The 18,264-nt window shown below is 68.4% G+C and carries 18 protein-coding genes and 1 pseudogene; 4 read left to right on the forward strand and 15 right to left on the reverse strand.

The features are described 5' to 3' along the window. Positions 1-16: 16 nt before the first annotated feature. The 6 genes from H0I39_RS00745 to scpA are packed head-to-tail and all read right to left on the reverse strand — an operon-like array spanning position 17 to position 4,870. Positions 17-304, reverse strand: a complete 288-nt coding sequence (locus H0I39_RS00745) for a hypothetical protein (protein WP_180549226.1) — start codon at positions 302-304, stop codon at positions 17-19. A 29-nt stretch (positions 305-333) separates the two neighbouring features. Further along, positions 334-828 (reverse strand): phosphotransferase, encoded by a 495-nt coding sequence (locus tag H0I39_RS00750; protein ID WP_180549227.1) that lies wholly within the window; start codon positions 826-828, stop codon positions 334-336. Positions 829-833: 5 nt separating this feature from the next. Next, complete coding sequence (meaB, locus tag H0I39_RS00755; RefSeq protein WP_180549228.1) at positions 834-1,898, reverse strand: methylmalonyl Co-A mutase-associated GTPase MeaB; 1,065 nt, start codon at positions 1,896-1,898, stop codon at positions 834-836. 9 nt (positions 1,899-1,907) lie between these two features. Beyond that, positions 1,908-2,324, reverse strand: a complete 417-nt coding sequence (locus H0I39_RS00760; RefSeq protein ID WP_180549229.1) for a type II toxin-antitoxin system VapC family toxin — start codon at positions 2,322-2,324, stop codon at positions 1,908-1,910. Then, a complete protein-coding gene (locus tag H0I39_RS00765) occupies positions 2,305-2,667 on the reverse strand; it encodes a YlcI/YnfO family protein (RefSeq protein WP_180549230.1) in 363 nt (120 codons plus the stop codon). The genes H0I39_RS00760 and H0I39_RS00765 overlap by 20 nt, the downstream gene beginning before the upstream one ends. 46 nt (positions 2,668-2,713) lie before the next feature. Next, positions 2,714-4,870: a methylmalonyl-CoA mutase gene (gene scpA, locus H0I39_RS00770; RefSeq protein WP_180549231.1), complete on the reverse strand. Its 2,157-nt coding sequence runs from the start codon at positions 4,868-4,870 to the stop codon at positions 2,714-2,716. Between the two features lie 192 nt (positions 4,871-5,062). Between scpA and H0I39_RS00775 the strand changes: the two genes are divergently transcribed. Beyond that, positions 5,063-5,713 (forward strand): GntR family transcriptional regulator, encoded by a 651-nt coding sequence (locus H0I39_RS00775; RefSeq protein ID WP_180549232.1) that lies wholly within the window; start codon positions 5,063-5,065, stop codon positions 5,711-5,713. 12 nt (positions 5,714-5,725) lie between these two features. Here H0I39_RS00775 and H0I39_RS00780 read toward each other — a convergent pair whose 3' ends face one another. After that, positions 5,726-6,223 carry a bacteriohemerythrin gene (locus tag H0I39_RS00780; protein ID WP_257645537.1) on the reverse strand — a complete coding sequence of 166 codons (498 nt, stop codon included), beginning with the start codon at positions 6,221-6,223 and terminating at the stop codon, positions 5,726-5,728. Between the two features lie 240 nt (positions 6,224-6,463). Here H0I39_RS00780 and H0I39_RS00785 point away from each other — a divergent pair, with 240 nt between their 5' ends. Both H0I39_RS00785 and H0I39_RS00790 read left to right on the forward strand, forming a co-directional pair. Then, positions 6,464-7,339 (forward strand): peptidoglycan DD-metalloendopeptidase family protein, encoded by an 876-nt coding sequence (locus H0I39_RS00785; RefSeq protein ID WP_180549233.1) that lies wholly within the window; start codon positions 6,464-6,466, stop codon positions 7,337-7,339. 59 nt (positions 7,340-7,398) lie between these two features. Next, entirely contained in the window at positions 7,399-8,565 is a 1,167-nt protein-coding gene (locus tag H0I39_RS00790) for a formylglycine-generating enzyme family protein (protein WP_373368242.1), read from the forward strand. Positions 8,566-8,605: 40 nt separating this feature from the next. Here H0I39_RS00790 and H0I39_RS00795 read toward each other — a convergent pair whose 3' ends face one another. The 6 genes and pseudogenes from H0I39_RS00795 to H0I39_RS00820 form a co-directional block, all read right to left on the reverse strand. Continuing rightward, on the reverse strand, positions 8,606-10,426 hold the full coding sequence (locus H0I39_RS00795; RefSeq protein ID WP_180549234.1) for an ABC transporter ATP-binding protein: 1,821 nt from the start codon (positions 10,424-10,426) through the stop codon (positions 8,606-8,608). Positions 10,427-10,811: 385 nt separating this feature from the next. Beyond that, a pseudogene (locus tag H0I39_RS00800) lies at positions 10,812-11,476 on the reverse strand (alpha/beta hydrolase). Between the two features lie 115 nt (positions 11,477-11,591). Next, positions 11,592-13,409, reverse strand: coding sequence for a DUF1631 family protein (locus H0I39_RS00805; RefSeq protein WP_180549235.1), 1,818 nt, complete (start codon positions 13,407-13,409; stop codon positions 11,592-11,594). After that, positions 13,334-14,218, reverse strand: a complete 885-nt coding sequence (locus H0I39_RS00810) for a DUF1631 family protein (protein WP_180549236.1) — start codon at positions 14,216-14,218, stop codon at positions 13,334-13,336. Before H0I39_RS00810 ends, H0I39_RS00805 begins: the two co-directional genes overlap by 76 nt. Before the next feature lie 126 nt (positions 14,219-14,344). Further along, the gene (locus H0I39_RS00815) at positions 14,345-14,761 is read right to left on the reverse strand and encodes a carboxymuconolactone decarboxylase family protein (protein WP_180549237.1); all 417 of its coding nucleotides are present in this window, start codon (positions 14,759-14,761) and stop codon (positions 14,345-14,347) included. A 114-nt stretch (positions 14,762-14,875) separates the two neighbouring features. Further along, on the reverse strand, positions 14,876-15,841 hold the full coding sequence (locus H0I39_RS00820; protein WP_180549238.1) for a M14 family metallopeptidase: 966 nt from the start codon (positions 15,839-15,841) through the stop codon (positions 14,876-14,878). 135 nt (positions 15,842-15,976) lie between these two features. On the opposite strand from H0I39_RS00820, the gene H0I39_RS00825 reads away from it, so the two are divergent. Then, entirely contained in the window at positions 15,977-16,504 is a 528-nt protein-coding gene (locus H0I39_RS00825; protein ID WP_373368327.1) for a flavin reductase family protein, read from the forward strand. Here H0I39_RS00825 and H0I39_RS00830 read toward each other — a convergent pair. Both H0I39_RS00830 and H0I39_RS00835 read right to left on the reverse strand, forming a co-directional pair. After that, positions 16,501-17,007 (reverse strand): MarR family winged helix-turn-helix transcriptional regulator, encoded by a 507-nt coding sequence (locus H0I39_RS00830; RefSeq protein WP_180549239.1) that lies wholly within the window; start codon positions 17,005-17,007, stop codon positions 16,501-16,503. The genes H0I39_RS00825 and H0I39_RS00830 overlap by 4 nt on opposite strands. 87 nt (positions 17,008-17,094) lie before the next feature. After that, positions 17,095-18,252, reverse strand: a complete 1,158-nt coding sequence (locus H0I39_RS00835) for a M20 aminoacylase family protein (protein ID WP_180549240.1) — start codon at positions 18,250-18,252, stop codon at positions 17,095-17,097. Positions 18,253-18,264: the final 12 nt, after the last annotated feature.

The raw sequence follows: 18,264 nt of genomic DNA on the forward strand, positions 1-18,264 counted from the left end.
TCTCTTGCTGAAGTTTTCAATCTGATGTGGGTGCGCCGGTATGGCGCTGGAGATAACGGTGGGCGGCGGCGGCGGCGGCCTGCAGCGAAAGCGTGTCGCGGCCAAAGCGCCGGTGCCTAGGCAGAAAGCGCAGCCAGCTCATGCGGCGGCAGGCCTGCAGGTAGCGCGCACGCACGGCCGGGCTTTCGGCGGCCATCCAGGCGTCGATGCGCGCGTCCGCCTCGGCCTCGGGCATGGGCAGCATCCACAGCGTGCTGTGCAGGTAGGTGAGCCAATCGCGTACCTGCGCATCGGGCAGGCTCATCACCTGCAGCGGGTCGTCCTCGAAGTCGATCAGCCCGGCCAGGCGGGCGCCGCGGGCGCGCCGTCCACGATCATGTTGCGCGCAAAGCCCTGGCTCAGGTACTGGCCTGCGGCGTGCAGGCGCACCAAGGCATCACCCGCCTCGCGCCACAGGGCCGCGGCCTGCGGGTGGTGCGACTGGATCACGTCGCCCAGATGGTCCTGGCCGAGCCAGCGCATCACGAAGTGGTCCTCGTCGACATGCAGCACCTCGGGCACGCGCGCACCCACCCCGTGCAGGGCACGCAGGCGGGCCACCTCGGTCTGCTGCGCCTGCCGGCCGCCCGGCATGGGCGCGGCCTGCAGGAAAGGCAGGCCCAGCAGGCGCGCCACCCCGTTCAGCAGGTGGTAGCGCGCCGCGTGGCGGGTGGCACGCAGGCCCTTGACGGTGACCTTGCCGGACGCGGTGTCGAACACCTCGACACGCCCGTCGCGCCAGCCGCGCGACTGCGCGATGCGGTGCAGGTCTTGCGGAGACAGGGCCATGGTCATCACGTGCGCGGCCCCAGGCCGGCCATGTCCAGCAGGCGGCGCGCGGCGGTGGACGGCGGCAGTTGCCCATCGGCCACGGCCTGCGTGGTCGCCGGGAGCGCGTCGCGCACACCGGCATGCTGGCGGAAGGCGGTTTTCAGCCCGGCGTCGATGCGCTCCCACATCCACGCCAGCGACTGCTGCCGGCGCCGCTCGGCCAGGCGGCCATTGGCCGTCTGCATGGCCTTGAATTCGGTCACGGCGTGCCAGAACGCATCCAGCCCCTCGCCCTTCAGGCCGCTGATCTGCAGCACCCTGGGCTGCCAGCGGGTGGGTGCGGGCTCGTGCACGTCACCATGGCCATGCGCCACACCCGGCGCGTGCGCGCTGCGCTCGGGATTGCCGTGAAAGCCGAACAGCCGCAGCGCCGACTGAATCTGCGCCCGCGCGCGCGTAGCGGCGGCGGGGTCGATGTCGGCCTTGTTGATGACCACCAGGTCGGCCAGTTCCATCACGCCCTTCTTGATGGCCTGCAGATCGTCGCCGGCGTTGGGCAGTTGCAGCAGCACGAACATGTCGCTCATGCCGCTCACGGCGGTTTCGCTCTGGCCCACGCCCACGGTTTCGATCAGCACCACGTCGTAGCCGGCGGCCTCGCACACCAGCATGGCCTCGCGCGTCTTTTCGGCCACGCCGCCCAGGGTGCCGCTGCTGGGGCTGGGGCGGATGTAAGCGCGCTCCAATGTCGACAGGCGCTCCATGCGCGTCTTGTCGCCCAGGATGGAGCCGCCCGACACCGTGGACGAGGGATCGATGGCCAGCACCGCCACCCGGTGGCCGCGCTCGATCAGATGGACGCCCAGCGACTCGATGAACGTGCTCTTGCCCACGCCCGGCACGCCGCTGATGCCGAGGCGCAGGCTGTTGCCGGTGTGCGGCAGCAGCGCGGTCAGCAACTCGTCGCCCTGCGCGCGGTGGTCGGCGCGGGTCGATTCGAGCAGGGTGATGGCCTTGGCGATGGCGCGGCGCTGGGCCGGCGGCGTGCCGGCGACGATGGGTTGGAGCAGATCAGCAGGCGTGGCCACGGCGTGCACTCACAACAGCTCGAAAGCCTGCCCGTTCGACAGGCGATAGCGCGAGAAGTCGCGCACGTCCAGCGTCATCACCGCGGTGACGCCGGTCTCCGATGCCAGCCACACCAGGCTGGCGTCGGCAAAGTCCATGTCGGTGCGGGGAAGCTCGGTGTAGCGCTGCATCGACTCCACCATCTCACCCAGGTGCCCCTGGTCGAACGGGAACACCGACGCGCCGCCCCGCTCCAGCCAGCGCAGCATCTGGGCCCGCGTGTCGGCGCGCAGAAAGTTGCACGCCTCGACCACGCAAGGCCAGGTCGTGCACAGGCGCCAGTCGATGCGCCGGTCGGCCAGCAGGTGCACGTAGTGCGCGTGGGCAAACGATGATCGGTCGTACAGGGCCACCAGCGGACCGGCGTCAAGCAGCGCGATTTTCAAGACGCGGCTTCCTGGTCATCGGCCGGCGGCCAGCGCTCGCCACGCCGCCTGGCGGCCTGGAAAGCCTCCCAGTCGCTGCGCGCGGCTTCATGGCGGGCAGCCAGCTTGTCGCGCAACTGCTCGGACAGGAGGTATCCGCCGCCAGCAAGGAAGGCGGCGCGGGCTCGCGCGCAACGTGCTGCGCTTCGGCCTGCACCTGCAGCATCAGGTCGTACGGGTTCTTGTGGCCCAAGGCCCGCTCCACCGCGTCGATGATGAACTGCGACTTGGTCACGCCCTTGCGCTGAGCGGCAAGCTCCAGTTGCTTTTCGAGCAAGGGATCCATGCGAACAGAGACGGCCATGATGTGCTCCGAAGGAAAATGAATACGGTATTACTGTATCACAACCTCAGGTTTTCGCCTTCCTGATCTGCTCCAGCACATCCTTGGCACTGGCCGGGATCGGCGTGCCAGGGCCGTAGATGCCCTTCACGCCCGCTTCAAACAGGAAGTCGTAGTCCTGGCGTGGAATCACGCCGCCGACGAACACGATGATGTCGTCGGCGCCCTGCTTCTTCAGCTCGGCCAGGATGGCGGGCACCAGCGTCTTGTGGCCGGCGGCCAGCGTGCTGACACCGACGGCGTGCACGTCGTTCTCGACCGCCTGGCGCGCGCACTCTTCCGGCGTCTGGAACAGGCTGCCGATGTCGACATCGAACCCCAGGTCGGCGAAGGCCGTGGCCACCACCTTGGCGCCGCGGTCGTGGCCGTCCTGACCCAGCTTGGCGATCATCACGCGGGGGCGGCGGCCTTCTTCTTCGGCGAAGGCGGCGATTTCTGCTTTCAGTTTGTCCCAGCCCTCGGCCGAGTCGTAAGCGGCTGCGTACACACCGGTCACCTTTTGCGTATCGGCGCGGTGGCGCCCGAAGACTTGTTCCATCGCATCGCTCACTTCGCCCACCGTGGCGCGGGCGCGGATGGCGTCGATGGCGGCGGCAAGCAGGTTGCCCTGGCCGCCTTCAGCTATCTTCGTGATAGCTGCCAGCGCTTTCTGCACCTGGGTTGCATCGCGTTTTTGCTTGATATCCTGAAGGCGGGCGATCTGCGATTCGCGCACCTTCACGTTGTCCACCTCCAGAATCTCGACTGGGTCTTCCTTGTCCAGCTTGTACTTGTTGACGCCGACGATCACGTCGCGCCCCGAGTCGATGCGCGCCTGCTTCTCGGCGGCGGCGGCCTCGATCTTCAGCTTGGCCCAGCCCGAATCCACCGCCTTGGTCATGCCGCCCATGGCATCGACCTCCTCGATGATTTTCCACGCGGCGTCGGCCATCTGCTGGGTCAGGCTTTCCATCATGTAGCTACCGGCCCAGGGATCGACCACGTTGGTGATGTGCGTCTCCTCCTGGATGATGAGTTGCGTGTTACGCGCGATGCGGGCGCTGAACTCGGTCGGCAGCGCAATGGCTTCGTCGAGCGCGTTGGTGTGCAGGCTCTGCGTGCCGCCGAACACCGCCGCCATGGCCTCGATGGTGGTGCGCACCACGTTGTTGTACGGGTCCTGCTCGGTCAGGCTCCAGCCGCTGGTCTGGCTGTGCGTGCGCAGCATCAGCGACTTCGGGTTCTTGGGGTTGAACTCTTTCATGATGCGGCACCACAGCAGGCGTGCGGCGCGCATCTTGGCGATCTCCAGATAGAAGTTCATGCCCACCGCCCAGAAGAACGACAGGCGGCCGGCGAACGCATCCACGTCCATGCCCTTGGCGATGGCGGTCTTCACATACTCCTTGCCGTCGGCCAGGGTGAAGGCCATCTCCAGCGCCTGGTTGGCGCCGGCCTCCTGCATGTGATAGCCGCTGATGCTGATCGAGTTGAACTTGGGCATGTGCTGCGCCGTGTACTCGATGATGTCGCCGATGATGCGCATGCTGGGCTCGGGCGGGTAGATGTAGGTGTTGCGAACCATGAACTCCTTGAGGATGTCGTTCTGGATCGTGCCCGCGAGTTGCTCCTGCTTCACGCCCTGCTCTTCCGCCGCCACCACGTAGCCCGCCAGGATGGGCAGCACGGCGCCGTTCATCGTCATCGACACGCTGACCTTGTCCAGCGGAATGCCGTCGAACAGGATCTTCATGTCTTCCACGCTGTCGATGGCCACGCCGGCCTTGCCCACGTCGCCCGTCACGCGCGGGTGGTCGCTGTCGTAGCCACGGTGCGTGGCCAGGTCGAACGCCACGCTGACACCCTGCCCACCCGCAGCCAGCGCCTTGCGGTAGAAGGCGTTGGACTCCTCGGCGGTGGAGAAACCCGCGTACTGGCGGATCGTCCACGGCCGACCCGCGTACATGGTGGCCTGCGGTCCGCGAATGAAGGGCTCGAAACCCGGCAGCGTGTTGGCGTAGGGCAGATCCTTGGTGTCCTCGGCCGTGTACAGCGGCTTGACGCTGATGCCATCGGGCGTGAGCCAGTTGAGTGCCGCCACGTCGCCATTCGGCGCCGATTTCTGCGCAGCCTTGTGCCAGTCGGCCAGGGTGGAGGTTTGGAACGATGGGGGTTTGGTGCTCATGGCTCTGCTTCTCTTTCGGACGATCGGTGTTCGGCACGGCGGCGGCCCGGCGCCGACGATGGGCTGATTGTCGCCCTCACCGCCACCCATGGGCGATTTGCCGCCCAATCGTGGCGCGACACCGAAGGCTGTAATTATTAATTCAAATTCTCTTGCCGGCCTTACAATCGCGCAAAATTTTTCTCCCCGGCCATGTCGACCAACGCCCGCCTCGCCCCGCGCGCCCTCTACGAAGAGGTGGCCGAGCGCCTGCGCCAGCGCATCTTCAGCCGCGAGCTGGCGCCGGGCGACTGGATCGACGAGATGAAGATCGCTGAGGAACTGGGCATCAGCCGCACGCCGCTGCGCGAGGCACTGAAGGTGTTGGCCGCCGAGGGCCTGGTGACCATGAAGGTGCGGCGCGGGGCCTACGTGACCGAGGTGTCCGAGAAGGACCTGACCGATGTGTACCACCTGCTGGCGCTGCTGGAGGCGGACGCGGCCGACGCTGTGGCCCGCACGGCCACGCCGGAACAGCTGGCGGAGCTGCAGACGCTGCACGCCGAGCTGGCGGGCGCACTGGGCGAGCAGGAGCGCTTCTTCTCGCTCAACGAACGCTTTCACCTGCGCCTGCTGGAACTGGACGGCAACCGCTGGCGCGCGCAGATGGTGACCGACCTGCGCAAGGTGATGAAGCTGAACCGCCATGCCTCGCTGTTCCAGCGCGGGCGCATCGACCAGTCGCTGGCCGAGCACGCGGCCATCATGCAGGCGCTGGGCCAGCGCGACGGCGCCGCCGCCAGCGCCGCGGTGCGGGCGCACTTTGCCAGCGGGCTGCAGGCGGCATCGCACACCCTGCCTTGATGCGAAGCAGGCTCAAAGCCCCAGCACGCGCGCCAGCCAGCCCTTCTTGGCCTGCTGCTGCGCCGCCAGTTCGCGCAGCACCTGGGCCTTAAGTTGCTCGCGCTCCGACTGCTGACCGGCAGCGGTCATGCGCAGGTAGGCCTTGGCCGAATCGATGTAGCCGTGGTCCTCGTTGCGGATGTGGTTGAACAGCCAGCGCGACAGCATGCGGTGCAACTCCTCCGTCACGTCCTCGCCGGCGTCGAAGCGGCTCTGCATCTCGGCCACGCGGCGCACGAACAGGTCGTGCACCTTCTTATGCGGGCCCGAGAACAGGTAGCCCGCGTTTTCCATCAGGCTTTCCTCGAACGCGAAATGCGACATCGTGTAGTCGACCATCTCGGCGATCACCTCGCTCACGCCAGCGCGATCGGGCGTGTGGCGCAACTCGTTCAGCCGGTTGATGTAATCGACGATGCGGCGGTGCTGGTTGTCGATTTCGGCAATGCCGGTATCCAGATCGGGGTCCAACTAAGGTTCGCCATGCTGTGTACCTTGGTGCTAATCATTGAAGTGGGTCGATTTTCCGCGCGCGGCGCCAGAAACGTCTTGACACACGTCAAGTGCACTCTGCTTGAACACCCCTGTATGGGGGATACCGGGCGTTTTCGACGTCCTGCACGCCGTTCAGGGCCAGAGCGGCCGCTTGGGCGCCGTTCCCGCTCGCTATATGATTCATAGCTGTCAGCGCAGATCACACCGGGACCAACCATGCAGTTTTCAACCCAGTACCCGACCAGGCGCCAGCCGCTATCGCGCCGCACCTTGCTTCTGGCCGCCGCGGGCTCGGCCGCCGCAGGCGCGCTGCGCGCGCAGGAGCGTGGTGCGCCCGAGCTGTTTCCGCGCGCTGCCGCCGTGCCCGGTGGCGTGGCGCGCATCGATCTCGGCCCGGCGCCTGCCCGCCCACAGGCCTTTGCCGGTGATGCGCCGCTGCTGGTGCTGGGCGATCCCATCGTCTGGACGGCGCTGGTGGGCATCCCGCTGGCGGCCACGCCGGGCGAGGCGCACATTCGCGCGCGGGGCACCGAAGGCGAGCGCGACATCGCCTACACCATCACCCCAAAGCGCTACACCGAGCAGCACCTGAAGGTGTCGCCCCGCACCGTCGACCTGGCACCCGAAGACCTGGCACGGCACGAGCGCGAGCGCGCGCACCAGCAGGGCGTGATCGCCACCTTCAGCGCCCCGCCCGCCGGCGGCTTGCGCATGCAGCAGCCTTGCAGCGGGCGGCGTTCCAGCTCGTTCGGGTTGCGCCGCTTCTTCAACGGCCAGCCGCGCAACCCGCACAGCGGCATGGACATCGCCGCGCCCACCGGCACGCCGGTGGTGGCGCCGCTGCCCGGCACGGTGATCGACACCGGCGACTACTTCTTCAACGGCCACACGGTGTGGCTCGACCACGGCGGCGGCCTGCTGTCGATGATGTGCCACCTGAGCCGCATCGACTGCCAGGTGGGCGAGCGCCTGGCCACCGGCCAGCGCCTGGGCGCCGTGGGCGCCACCGGCCGCGTGACCGGCCCGCACCTGCACTGGACGGTGGTGCTGAACCGCGCCTCCGTCGATCCGGCGTTGTTTCTGGACGCCTGAAGCCCCGCCCCTTGACCGCCCGCGTTGACACCACGCAGGCCCACTGACAGCATCGCGCCATGTCGCTGATTTCCTGCCCGACCCCGCGCCCCTGGCGCGACCGCCTGATGCCCCTGGCCGCCGCGTTGCTGCTGGCCGCCTGTGCCGCACCGTCGCCTCAGCTGGCGCCGCCCATCGCGCGCCAAGCGGCATCGGCGGCGTTCAGCGACGGCATCGGCATGCGCTTCGTGCGCATCCCGGCGGGCGAGTTCATGATGGGCAGCGACGAATCGCCCCAGGCGCTGGCCCAGGCCTTCCCGCACGCCGACCCCGAGCGCCTGGCCGAGCTGGTGGACGAGCGCCCGGTGCACCGCGTGCGCATCACGCGCGACTTCTGGCTCGGCGCGCACGAAGTCACGGTGGGCCAGTTCCGCCAGTTCGTGGCGGCCAGCGGCTACGTGCCCGAATCGGTGCGCGATGGCAGCGGCGGCTACGGCTTCTACCCCAATTACGACCCCGCCCACACCGAGCGCGCCGACCTGTTCGAAGGCCGCAACCCCGGCTACTCCTGGGCCAACCCGGGCTTCACGCAGACCGACAGCCACCCGGTGATCAACGTCACCTGGAACGACGCCACGGCCATGGCGAAATGGCTGGGCGAGCGCGAAGGCGTTACCTACCGCCTGCCGACCGAGGCCGAGTGGGAGTACGCCGCGCGCGGCGGCACGCGGACGCGCTTTCCGGCCGGCGACGACCCCGATGTGCTGCTGCGGACTGCCAACACCTTCGACCGCGAAGCCGCGCTGCGCTGGCCGCGCTGGCGCGAGCAGGCCGGCACCGGCAGCGACGGCCATGCCTTCACCGCGCCGGTGGGCAGCTTCGCGCCCAACGCGTTCGGGCTGTACGACATGGTGGGCAACGTGTGGGAGTGGGTGGCCGACTGGTACGACGAGGCCTACTACGCGCACTCGCCCGGCGTCGATCCGCAAGGCCCGGCCAGCGGCGACGTGCGCGTGCGCCGCGGCGGCTCGTGGCACAGCTGGCCGCTGTATGCGCGCGTGGCCTACCGCAACTACAACACGCCGCAGTCGCGCCACGTGCTGGGCGGCTTCAGGCTGCTGCGCGAGCAGGGCTGGTGCGTTGATGCACCTGAAACAATAGCTGCCTGCGCTTGCCACGCCTTGATTTCAGATGAATTTCTCTTGAAACTATTGACCAGCAAGCGCAAGCCACTATTGAAAACATAGTAACCCAAGGCGCCGCCGACGCCACCGTCAACGCCCCGCGCTACACCAGCGATAGCTCGTCACGCTCATCCGGCGTGCCCTGGCGGGCCGCCTGGCTTCTTCTCTCGATCTCCGCCCCGCTCTCGCGCTCGCCGATCTGCTGGCGCCACATGGCGTAGTACAGGCCGCGCTGCGCCACCAGTTCGTCGTGGCTGCCGCTCTCCACGATGCGGCCGCGCTCCAGCACGTGGATCACATCAGCGTGCATCACCGTCGACAGCCGGTGCGCGATCAGGATGCTGATCTGCGTGGCCTGCTGCGAAATCTCGCGCACCGTCTCCGTCACCTGCTGCTCGGTCAGTGAATCGAGCGCCGACGTCGCCTCGTCGAAGATCAGCAGGCGCGGCTCGCGCAGCAGCGCGCGGGCAATCGACAAGCGCTGGCGCTCGCCGCCCGACAGCTTGTAGCCCGACTCGCCCACCAGCGTGTCCAGCCCCTGGGGCAGCTTGGCAATCAGTGCCGCGGCCTGCGCCTGCTGCAGCGCGGTCATGATCTGCTCATCCGTCGCGTCGGGCCGCACGAACTGCATGTTCTCGCGCACCGTGCCGGCGAACAGCGTGGGCTCCTGCGTCACGTAGCCGACCTGGCGCCGCGCCTCGTTGTAGCGCAGGCGGCGCGCGTCGATGTCGTTGAACAGCACGGCGCCGCTGTCGGGTTGGTACAGGCCCAGCAGCAGCTTGACCAGCGTCGACTTGCCCGAGCCGGACGGCCCGACGAAGGCCAGCGTGTCGCCACGCCGCGCGGCAAAGCTCACGCCGTCGATCGAGTTCTCGGTCGCGCCGCGGTGGCGGAACACCACGTCGTCCAGCCGCAGCGACTCGATCGGCCCCAGCGGCACAGCGTCGGGCGGGCGCTTTTCCACCGGCTTGGCCATCAGCTCCTCGAAGTTGGCGAGCGACGACGAGGCCTCGCGCCAGGCCAGGATGATGGTGCCCAGCTCCTGCAGCGGCGCCAGGATGGCGACCGAGATGAACTGCATGGCGATCAGTTCGCCCGTGGTCAGCACGTCGCGGAAGATCAGCCACAGCAGCGTGAACAGCACGCTCAGCTTGAGCAGGCTGAGCGTGCTGCCCTGCAGAAAGCTCAGCCAGCGGATGCGCCGCACCTTGGCCATCTCCAGCGCAAAAATCTCCTCGGTCTTGGCGTGCATGCGGCGGATTTCGCGGAACGTCAGGCCCAGGCTCTTGATCAGCACCACGTTGCGCAGGCTCTCGGTGATGAAGCCGGCGTTCTTGGTCGTCTCGCGGTTGATGCTGCGCTGCTGGCTGCGGATCTGCCGGCTGAGCAGGCCCGACAACCCGCCCAGCAGCACCAGCCCGATCAGGAACACGGGCACCAGCAGCCAGGTCTTGGTCACCGCGTACCACAGCAGAAAGGTCATGCCGATCAGCGAGGCGAACAGCACGTTGATGAAGGCGTTGATGAAGCGCTCGGTGTCCTGCCGCACGCGCATCAGCAGCGCCAGGGTTTCGCCGCTGCGCGCGTCTTCATACTCCTGAAAGTTCAGGCGCATGGTCTGGCGCAGGCCGTCGTTGAAGATCTGCGTGCCGAAGCGCTGCACCACGCGGCGCACGGTGTAGTCCTGCAGCGCCCGCGCCGCGCGCGAAGCCAGCGCCACGCCCACCGCCAGCGCCAGCAGCAGCAGCGCGGTGCGCACCAGTTCGTCGTTGGGCCGGCTGCCGCGTTGCGTGGCCACCTCGTCGATCAGCTTGCCGAAGATGATGGGATCGACCAGCGCCAGCACCTGGCTGATGGCGGCCAGCAGCAGCGCCAGCAAGGCCAGCCGCCATTGTGGCTTGAGGTATTTCCAGAGAGTTTGCATTGCCAGCCATCTTGGGCCGATACGACAGTCATGTATGTCGGACGGCATCGCCGCCAGTCGCTCGGCCTGCCTGCCGAGAGCTAACAAGCACTCGATAGCACCCCACCAACGAGCCAGTTGGCTGGCGCAAGGGCAAGCCATGGCCAAAGATCGGAATCGAAGGCCTCGTACGGTGGCAGTCGAAGGCCCGACCGTGCCCAATAAAGCCAGCAGACAGCCACACCGATCAGCGCTCCTCCTGCCCAGTGAACGACGCCAACGGATGCACAACTCACACCCAGCCAGATAAGAACAACGTCAAACGCAAGCCATGCGATAACGATCTTCACTTGGACTGGCGCATGCATGGAGAGGTCAACTCGAATCAACGGTTCCCCGGCAATCACTAGGGCGCCAACACGTTCAATAGCCAGCCCCGCAGATCGCCCACCTCCTCCATGCAGACCGAATGCCCCATCGGGTACGCATGCCAATCCACACCGTAGCCCAGCGCCTGCAGCGCATCGCGCGACGCGGTGGCGCGCGGCAGCGCCACCATCTCGTCCTGCGTGCCGTGGGCCAGGAAGATGGGCACGTCGGCGTTGGCGGCGCTGCGCTCGGCCGCCAGCGTGCCGGCCAGCGGCAGGTAGCCGCTCATGCCGACGATGCCGGCCAGGCGCTCGGTGTGGCGCAGCCCGGTCAGCAGCGCCATCGCGCAGCCTTGCGAGAAGCCGCCCAGCACGATGCGGTGCGCCGGCATGCCGCGCGCCTTCTCGTGCGCCAGCAAGGCCTCGATGGCGGCCTGCGAGCGGCGCAGGCCGGCTTCGTCCTCGTCGCCGCGGTCGTGGCGAATGTCGAACCAGGCCGGCATGACGTAGCCGCCGTTGATGGTCACCGGCTGCTGCGGCGCGTTGGGAACAGCCAGCGCACCGGGCCGATGGGGCGCAGGTCGATCTCGTCGACGAAGGGTGCGAAGTCGCTGCCATCGGCGCCCAGGCCGTGCATGACGATGATGCTGGCGACGGGATCGGGGCCGGTTTCGGCTTCAAGGGTGTGGGGTGGCGAGGTCATGGCGGCATGGTAGCGTGCCTGACGGTGGCCTGCACCCACCGCACTTGAGCATGAAAACCGCGTTCATCGCCCTACCAGCGGGCGCGAGCAGCTATCGAAATTGAAGCAATCAATGTCAGGCCAGCGCTGCTTCGCGCGTCTGGCGGGCCTCGTCGCCCAACTGGCGAAGCGCCTTGTCGACCACCGCGCTGGCGTCGACCGGGCGCAGGTGGCGGTTGCGGATCAGTTTTTCGCAGGTGCGCTGCGTCATGCTGTGCGGCCGACCGCCGCGGCTGATGAACATGAACAGCGTGCCGTTGTCGCTGGTCCACTGAAGCTGCGCGCGGCGCCAATGGCCACGCACTTTCAGGTCGACCCAGTCGCCCACGCGCAGGCGCGCCAGGGTGGCGCGGGTGCGGGCCTCGATGTCCTCGGTGCTTTCGGCCGCCGTTGCCGGCATCTGGGCGACGGGCTGCGGTTCGGCAGGCTGATCGAGCGGCACGAAGGGCTGGTCGGATGGGTCAGGCGCGGCAAGCGCGGCGGGCGCCGTCAGAACACCGAGATCGGTGTCTGCAGCCGCCATCGGCCCTGGCTGCTGTGCGGCGTGCTCGGTCAATGGCGCCGGCCCTGAATCGGCCTCGTCGTGGAAGCCGGCCGCCTGCAGCTCGTGGCGGCCCAGCCAGGGCTGTTCGGCGGCGCGGGGTTTGGGCCGCTCCAGCGGCGCGGCTTCGGTCTCCAGCGGCATCAGGCCGGATTCGTCGCCGAGGGACGCGAAGCCCAACGCCTCGGCGTCGCGCGCGCTGCGCAGGCGGCGCAGGCGCAGCACCGGATCGTGGTAGCGCATCAGCGCGTCGAAGAAGGTGGCGGTTTCCTCGGGCTCCTTGCCCAGCATTTCCAGGCCGCGCCGCAGGGTCTGCACCAGGCCGGGCACCACCTGGAACAGGCGCGCCGGCTGCTTCAGCGCGGCCTCGCGCTTGACACTCCAGAGCAGGTCGCTCACCACCGCCAGGTAACCGCCGGGGTCGAGCTGACCACGTTCGTCGGTCAGCTGCGCGTGCGCGATCACCAGCGACCAGTCCTGGAACAGGAAGTCGGCCACCACGCCGGGCACGCCCTCCAGGTCGGAGCGCAGGCTGAACTCCCAGGCGATCTTGTCGGCCAGCGCCTGGCGCTCCTGCGCGAAGTGCATCGAGCGCAGACCCGGCTCGTGCGCCTGCTTGTCGGCCTCGTCCTGGCGCTGCCAGTCCGACTCGATGGCCTGCAGGCGGGTGGCGAAGGCTTCGGCCGAAGCCTCGGGCTCGGCGTTCAGCTCGCGCACGGCCTGGCGCACCGGCGCCATGAACTGCTCGAACTCCTCGGCGTATTCGTCGTTGTAGCGGAAGCTGCGCTGCGCCACGCCCTCGATCAGGCGCCGCGCGGGATGGTGGTCGTCGCCGAAGAAGCGCGGGTCGGCCATGGCCATGCGCAGCAGCGCCGGCTCCAGGGCGACAAAGGCTTCGCGCACCGGCGCCAGCACGCGCTGGTCGTCGGCCACCTGCTGCACCAGCGTGCGCACGGCATCCAGCCCCAGCGCCTGCCGGATGTGCGTGGCCTGCGCCTTCAGCCCCATCAGCGTGTGCGTGCGCGCCTGGGGCGAAGCGGCCTCACCCCATTCCTGGGGCGGCAGCGGCTGGTCCAGCGACACCGGGCGCGCCGGCCGGTCGACCACGCTCAGGGCCCGCGCCCGCGCGCGGGTGCGCGCCGCGGCGGCCTCGTCGTACTGGTCCACCGGCGCCTGCCGCAAGGCGGCAGACTGTGCCTGCACGGCGTCGTAATAGGCGGGCGGCAGCGGCTCGTCGTTTTCGGCCACCCACTGCGGGCGGTACAGGAAATCGCGCATCAGCGCATGCGACACCGCAGGCCTGGCCTGCGCCAGGTCGTCCATGCGCGGGAACAGCGTGCGCCGCTGCTGCAACTGCTCGGCCTCGGAGGGCAGTGCCCCGCCCTCGGCCGCCGCACCACCGCCCCAGCCGCCACCACCCCAGCCGCCACTGCCAGCGCCGCCACCCTGTCCTGAACCGGCAGCGGGGCCGCGCCCGCCGTGCCGGGCGGCAGGACGCCGCCCTCGGTCAGCTTCAGGCGGTAACGCGCTTCTTCAACGCCCTGCTCCGCCAGCAGCTTGTTCACGCTCTCGTAGAGCTTCTTCAGCTCTTGGGCCAACGGCCTGGCCATGTGGCGCACCCAGTGTGCGCGCACCTCGGGCGGCTCGGGCAGCGTGTCCAGCAGTTCCATCACCGCTGTGCAGGCCACGTCGGGGCGCAGTGGGTTCAGGTCGGCCCGCACCACGGGCAGACCCAGCGCCGAACTCATCAGCGAATCGAGCAGGGCCAGCGACTCCTCGACCACCGGCATCACCGTCTGCTGCAGGCGCGAGGCTTCGACGAAGCGGGAGACCTCGGCATCCTCGACCAGCGCCAGGTCGTCCTCCGACAGGATCTGGCGCGTCGGCGCGACCGCAGCGTGGCGGGCGGTGTCCAGCGCCAGCGCCATGGCGGTATCCAGCCGCGCAGGAAACGCGCCGCGCAGCTCGGCCCGGTGCTTCGACAGCGCGGCCCAGGCCTCGCCCAGCTCCATGCGCACGCCGATGGCGCGCGACTTGCGCTCGGCATCTTCCAGGGCCTCGATGGTGGCCCCGATGCAGCGGTCGAACAGCGACGACGACAGGAAGACGACTTCCTGCCGGGCACGCTTGATCAGGGGACTGTGAATGCTGGCGGTGGACATGGCAGACGCGGGCCGCAACGTCGTCCGCGCTGGGGGCACGGCGATGCGGAATCCATCCGACTTTATAGCGCCTGGCGCCGAATCGATGACGACAAGGGCGCCGCTGGCGTGAAAACGTCGACGATGTCAGCTTCGCGGGGCGGCATCCTGGTCGAACACCGCATCCACGGGCACCTGCAGCGCCGTGACCAGGTGGTTGGTCTTGGCCGCCAGCCCGACGATGGTCAGCAGCTCGGCGTGCTGCGCCGCCGTCATGCCCTTGGCTCGCGCAGCGCCGGTGTGCGAATGCACGCAGTAGCCGCAGCCATTGGCCACCGACACGGCGATGTAGATCATCTCCTTGGTCAGCGGATCGAGCCCGGAGGGCGTGGCCATGACGCGGTTGACCTCGGCCCAGGTCGACTCCAGCAGCGCCGGGTCGAACGCCAGGTAGCGCCAGAAGTTGTTGATGAAGTCCGTGCCGCGCGTGGCGCGGATGTCGTCGAACACGGCCTTTACGCGCGGGTCCAGGCCGGCATCGCCAGCAGAATTGACGGTGGACATGGGTCTTGTGCTCCTGTTGATCGTGCGGTTTTTGCTATCTTATAAATAGCTTCTCGCGCTTGCTGCACAAGCGCTGAAGGCCTATTTCTTTCATAAAATCTGTGTCGACCGGTGTCAGCCATTGGCCAGGATCGGCCGCGTCAGGTACACCGCCTCGCGCCCCACGATGGGCTGGCGCGTGGGCATGAGCACGGTGCAGTCGTCGCACGGCGCGCGGATTTCGCCCGCATCGCCGTCGTTGGCGATCAGCTCGCCCAGGGCGAAGGTCTCGAAGCCCACCAGCGGGCGCACGAAGCGGAAGTCGGGCGTGCGCACCATGCAGGTCTGCAGCAGCTGAAAGCGCCGCTGCCTTGCAGCCGGCGCCGCGGCGTGCGACGGCGCGTCGACCAGGCCGAAGTACGCCAGGAAGTCGAGCGTGACCGCCGTCGCCAGGTCGGCCGAGGCCTGCAGGAAGTGCTGGCCGCATTCGGCCACCAGCGCCACGCCGGCGCCACCGTCGGCCCGGCCGTGGCGGCCGTGCTGGATCAGCGGCGTGCCGCTGCCCAGGCCGGCGGGCATCACCAGATGCGTGGTCACGCGGTCCAGCGCGCCGATGGCCAGGGCCGCGCGCGCGTTGCGCTCGAAGCCGGGGTAGACCCAGAACGGCGCCACGGCCTGGCTGGTGGAATGGATGTCCAGGATGTGGTCGGCCGCCGCGACCACCGGGCGCAGTTCGCGCGCACGGCGCAGCTCGGGGCTGTGCTCGGGGCCGTCCAGCCACTCGTCGGACCAGATGCGGTTGAGGTTGTGCACCAGTTGCCGGTTGGCGAAGGGTTCGTCGTGGCGGAAGGCCTCGTAGGCCTCGACGTGCGCCAGGCTGACGATGAGCGTGCCGATCTTCGGCCGCACGCCCGTATCCAGCAGGTGCGTGGCGGCCACCATGCCGCAGATCTCGTTGCCGTGCGTCAGCGCGTTGATCAGCACGTGCGGGCCGGGCCGGCCGCTGTCGAAACGGTGCACAAACGGGATGCCGGTGTTGCCGACGCGGTAGGCCGACAGGTCGCGCGGCAGGACTTCGAGGACGGGGGCTGCGTGGTTCATGAGGCGATGCGAGCTTGAGCGCGGCATCTTATCGGCTGCCGCTAAGCTCGCGGCCATGACACCCGCCCTGCCCGACACCGCCCACCCCTGGAACTGAAGCACGCCTACCGGCTGCTGAACACCGGTGCCTCGGTCCTGGTCAGCGCCGCGCACGCCGGGCGACGCGACGTGATGGCCTGCGCCTGGAACATGGCGCTGGACTTCAGCCCCGCCAAGGTGGCGGTGTGCCTCGACAAGGCCAGCTTCACGCGCGAACTGCTCGAAGCCAGTGGCAGCTTCGCTATCGGCGTGCCCTGCGTGGCGCAGGCCGATCTGGTGTTCACCGTGGGCAGCATCAGCGGGCGTGAACTGCCGGGCCAGGACAAGTTCGCCGCCTTCGGCATCGCGCACCACGCCGCCTCGGTGATCGACGCGCCGCTGGTGGCCGGCTGCATCGGCTGGCTGGAATGCCGCCTGATCCCCGAGCCGCACCTCCAGCAGGCGCACGACCTGTTCATCGGCGAGGCGGTGGCGGCGTGGGTGGATGAGCGCGCCTTCGAAGGCGGCAAGTTCCGCCCGCTGGACGACACGCCGCCCGCATGGCGAACGCCGCACCACCTGGGGGCGGGCAACTTCGTGGTGCCGGGCGCGCAGCTCAAGGCGCGTGCCCAGACTTCGGGTTAGGTGCCTCGCCCTCCGTGCTCGGCACGCCAGCGGTCGAGCGAGGCCAGCGCGCTGTCGAGCAGATCGTGCAGGCGGTGCCAGTCGTCCTCGGGCATGTCGGCAAACATCTCGGCCTCCAGCCGGCGGCCGATGCGCTCGCACTCGCGCCACACGCGCAGGCCTTCGGCGCTGAGATGCAGGCGCTGCACGCGGTTGTCGTGCGGGTCGGTCTCGCGCTCGATCAGGCCGCGTTTTTCCAGATCGGCCAGGTTCTTCGACAGCAGGGTCTTGTCCAGCACCAGCCGGTGCCGCAGCTCGGTCGCGGCCACGCCGGGCGTGTCGTGCACCAGGCGCAGCAGGCGCAGCTCGCGCACCCGCATGCCGCTGGCCTCGACGTAATAGGCGTCGGCGGCCTTGGTGGCCAGCGTCTTGATCAGGTCGAGCTTGTAGGTCAGGTAGCGCTTCTGAACCGTGGCACGGCGCGCCGCACCACCAGGCCTGGCCGGCTTTTTCGGGGTGTTCATCGCGCCATCTTGGCACGGCCGGCCGCCGCGCAGGGCGCGGCGGCCGGCCGGGAGGCGATTACCGTGCAGGAATCGACCGTCCGGGGTTCACTTCAGGTAGGCCTCAGCCACCGCCACCCAGTACGCCGCACCGACCGGCAGGTTCTTCTGGTCGAACACGTACATCGGGTGGTGCACGTTGGGCGTGTCGCCGTTGCCGACGAAGCAGTACACGCCCGGCACCTTCTGGGCGTAGAAGGCGAAGTCCTCGCTGCCCATGAAGGTGGGGCCAGGCGTGACGACGTTGTCGTCGCCCAGCACCTGCCGCGCGATGTCGATGCATTTGTCGGTGTTGGCCTCGTCGTTGATCAGGATGGCGCCCGGCTGGCCCTCGCGGATCTCGAACTTGACGTTGTACGCCTCGGCCGTGGCCTTGGTGATGGAGCGGATCTTGTCCAGCACCATCTGGCGCGTCTCGGGCTTGCGGGTGCGGGTGCTCATGCGCAGGATGGCGTTCTGCGGGATCACGTTGCCCGCGTTGCCCGCCAGGAACGCCCCGACGCTGACGACGGCGGCGTCCATCGGCGCCACGTTGCGCGAGACGATGGTCTGCAGCGACATCACCAGCGCCGCGCCGGCCACCAGCGGGTCGATGCTCTTTTCGGGCATGGAGCCGTGGCTGCCGACGCCGGTGAGTTCGATCTCCCAGTTGTCCACCGCGGCCATGATCGGGCCGCCGGTGAAGTGCAGCTTGCCCACCGGCAGGCCGGGCATGTTGTGCATGCCGAAGATCACGTCCATCGGAAACTTCTCGAACAGGCCGTCGGCGATCATGGCGGGCGCGCCGGCCATCACCTCCTCGGCGGGCTGGAAGATCACGTTCAGCGTGCCGTTGAAGTTCTTCGTCTTCGCCAGGTATTCGGCCGCGCCCAGCAGCATGGCGCTGTGCGCATCGTGCCCGCACATGTGCGACTTGCCTTCGATCTTGCTCTTGTACGGCAGGTCGGAACCCTCCTGCACCGGCAGGGCATCGGTGTCGGCGCGCAGCCCGATGCGGGCCTTGCCGTCGCCCACCTTGAGCTGGCCGACGACGCCCGTCTTGCCGATGCCCTCGGTCACTTCGTACCCCCATTCGCGCAGCTTGCCGGCGATGTAGGTGGCAGCGGTCTGCTCCTCGAAGGCCACGCCCGGGTTCTGATGCAGGTAGTGGAAGTGGCTTTCGATCTTGCCCTTGTCAGCGTTCACTTTTTCAAGGATGGCGGTCATTGGTCTATCTCC

This window comes from Ottowia beijingensis, assembly GCF_013423955.1.
Classification (GTDB): Bacteria; Pseudomonadota; Gammaproteobacteria; order Burkholderiales; family Burkholderiaceae_C; genus Ottowia; species Ottowia beijingensis.

Excerpts from the sequence above, each read along its gene's own strand:
- H0I39_RS00830 (WP_180549239.1), bottom strand. The coding sequence starts at position 17,007 with ATGAACACCCCGAAAAAGCCGGCCAGGCCTGGTGGTGCGGCGCGCCGT.
- H0I39_RS00790 (WP_373368242.1), top strand. The coding sequence starts at position 7,399 with ATGTCGCTGATTTCCTGCCCGACCCCGCGCCCCTGGCGCGACCGCCTG.
- H0I39_RS00810 (WP_180549236.1), bottom strand. The coding sequence starts at position 14,218 with ATGTCCACCGCCAGCATTCACAGTCCCCTGATCAAGCGTGCCCGGCAG.
- H0I39_RS00745 (WP_180549226.1), bottom strand. The coding sequence starts at position 304 with ATGAGCCTGCCCGATGCGCAGGTACGCGATTGGCTCACCTACCTGCAC.
- scpA (WP_180549231.1), bottom strand. The coding sequence starts at position 4,870 with ATGAGCACCAAACCCCCATCGTTCCAAACCTCCACCCTGGCCGACTGG.
- H0I39_RS00775 (WP_180549232.1), top strand. The coding sequence starts at position 5,063 with ATGTCGACCAACGCCCGCCTCGCCCCGCGCGCCCTCTACGAAGAGGTG.
- H0I39_RS00820 (WP_180549238.1), bottom strand. The coding sequence starts at position 15,841 with ATGAACCACGCAGCCCCCGTCCTCGAAGTCCTGCCGCGCGACCTGTCG.
- H0I39_RS00750 (WP_180549227.1), bottom strand. The coding sequence starts at position 828 with ATGGCCCTGTCTCCGCAAGACCTGCACCGCATCGCGCAGTCGCGCGGC.
- H0I39_RS00815 (WP_180549237.1), bottom strand. The coding sequence starts at position 14,761 with ATGTCCACCGTCAATTCTGCTGGCGATGCCGGCCTGGACCCGCGCGTA.
- H0I39_RS00795 (WP_180549234.1), bottom strand. The coding sequence starts at position 10,426 with ATGCAAACTCTCTGGAAATACCTCAAGCCACAATGGCGGCTGGCCTTG.
- H0I39_RS00835 (WP_180549240.1), bottom strand. The coding sequence starts at position 18,252 with ATGACCGCCATCCTTGAAAAAGTGAACGCTGACAAGGGCAAGATCGAA.
- H0I39_RS00765 (WP_180549230.1), bottom strand. The coding sequence starts at position 2,667 with ATGGCCGTCTCTGTTCGCATGGATCCCTTGCTCGAAAAGCAACTGGAG.
- H0I39_RS00785 (WP_180549233.1), top strand. The coding sequence starts at position 6,464 with ATGCAGTTTTCAACCCAGTACCCGACCAGGCGCCAGCCGCTATCGCGC.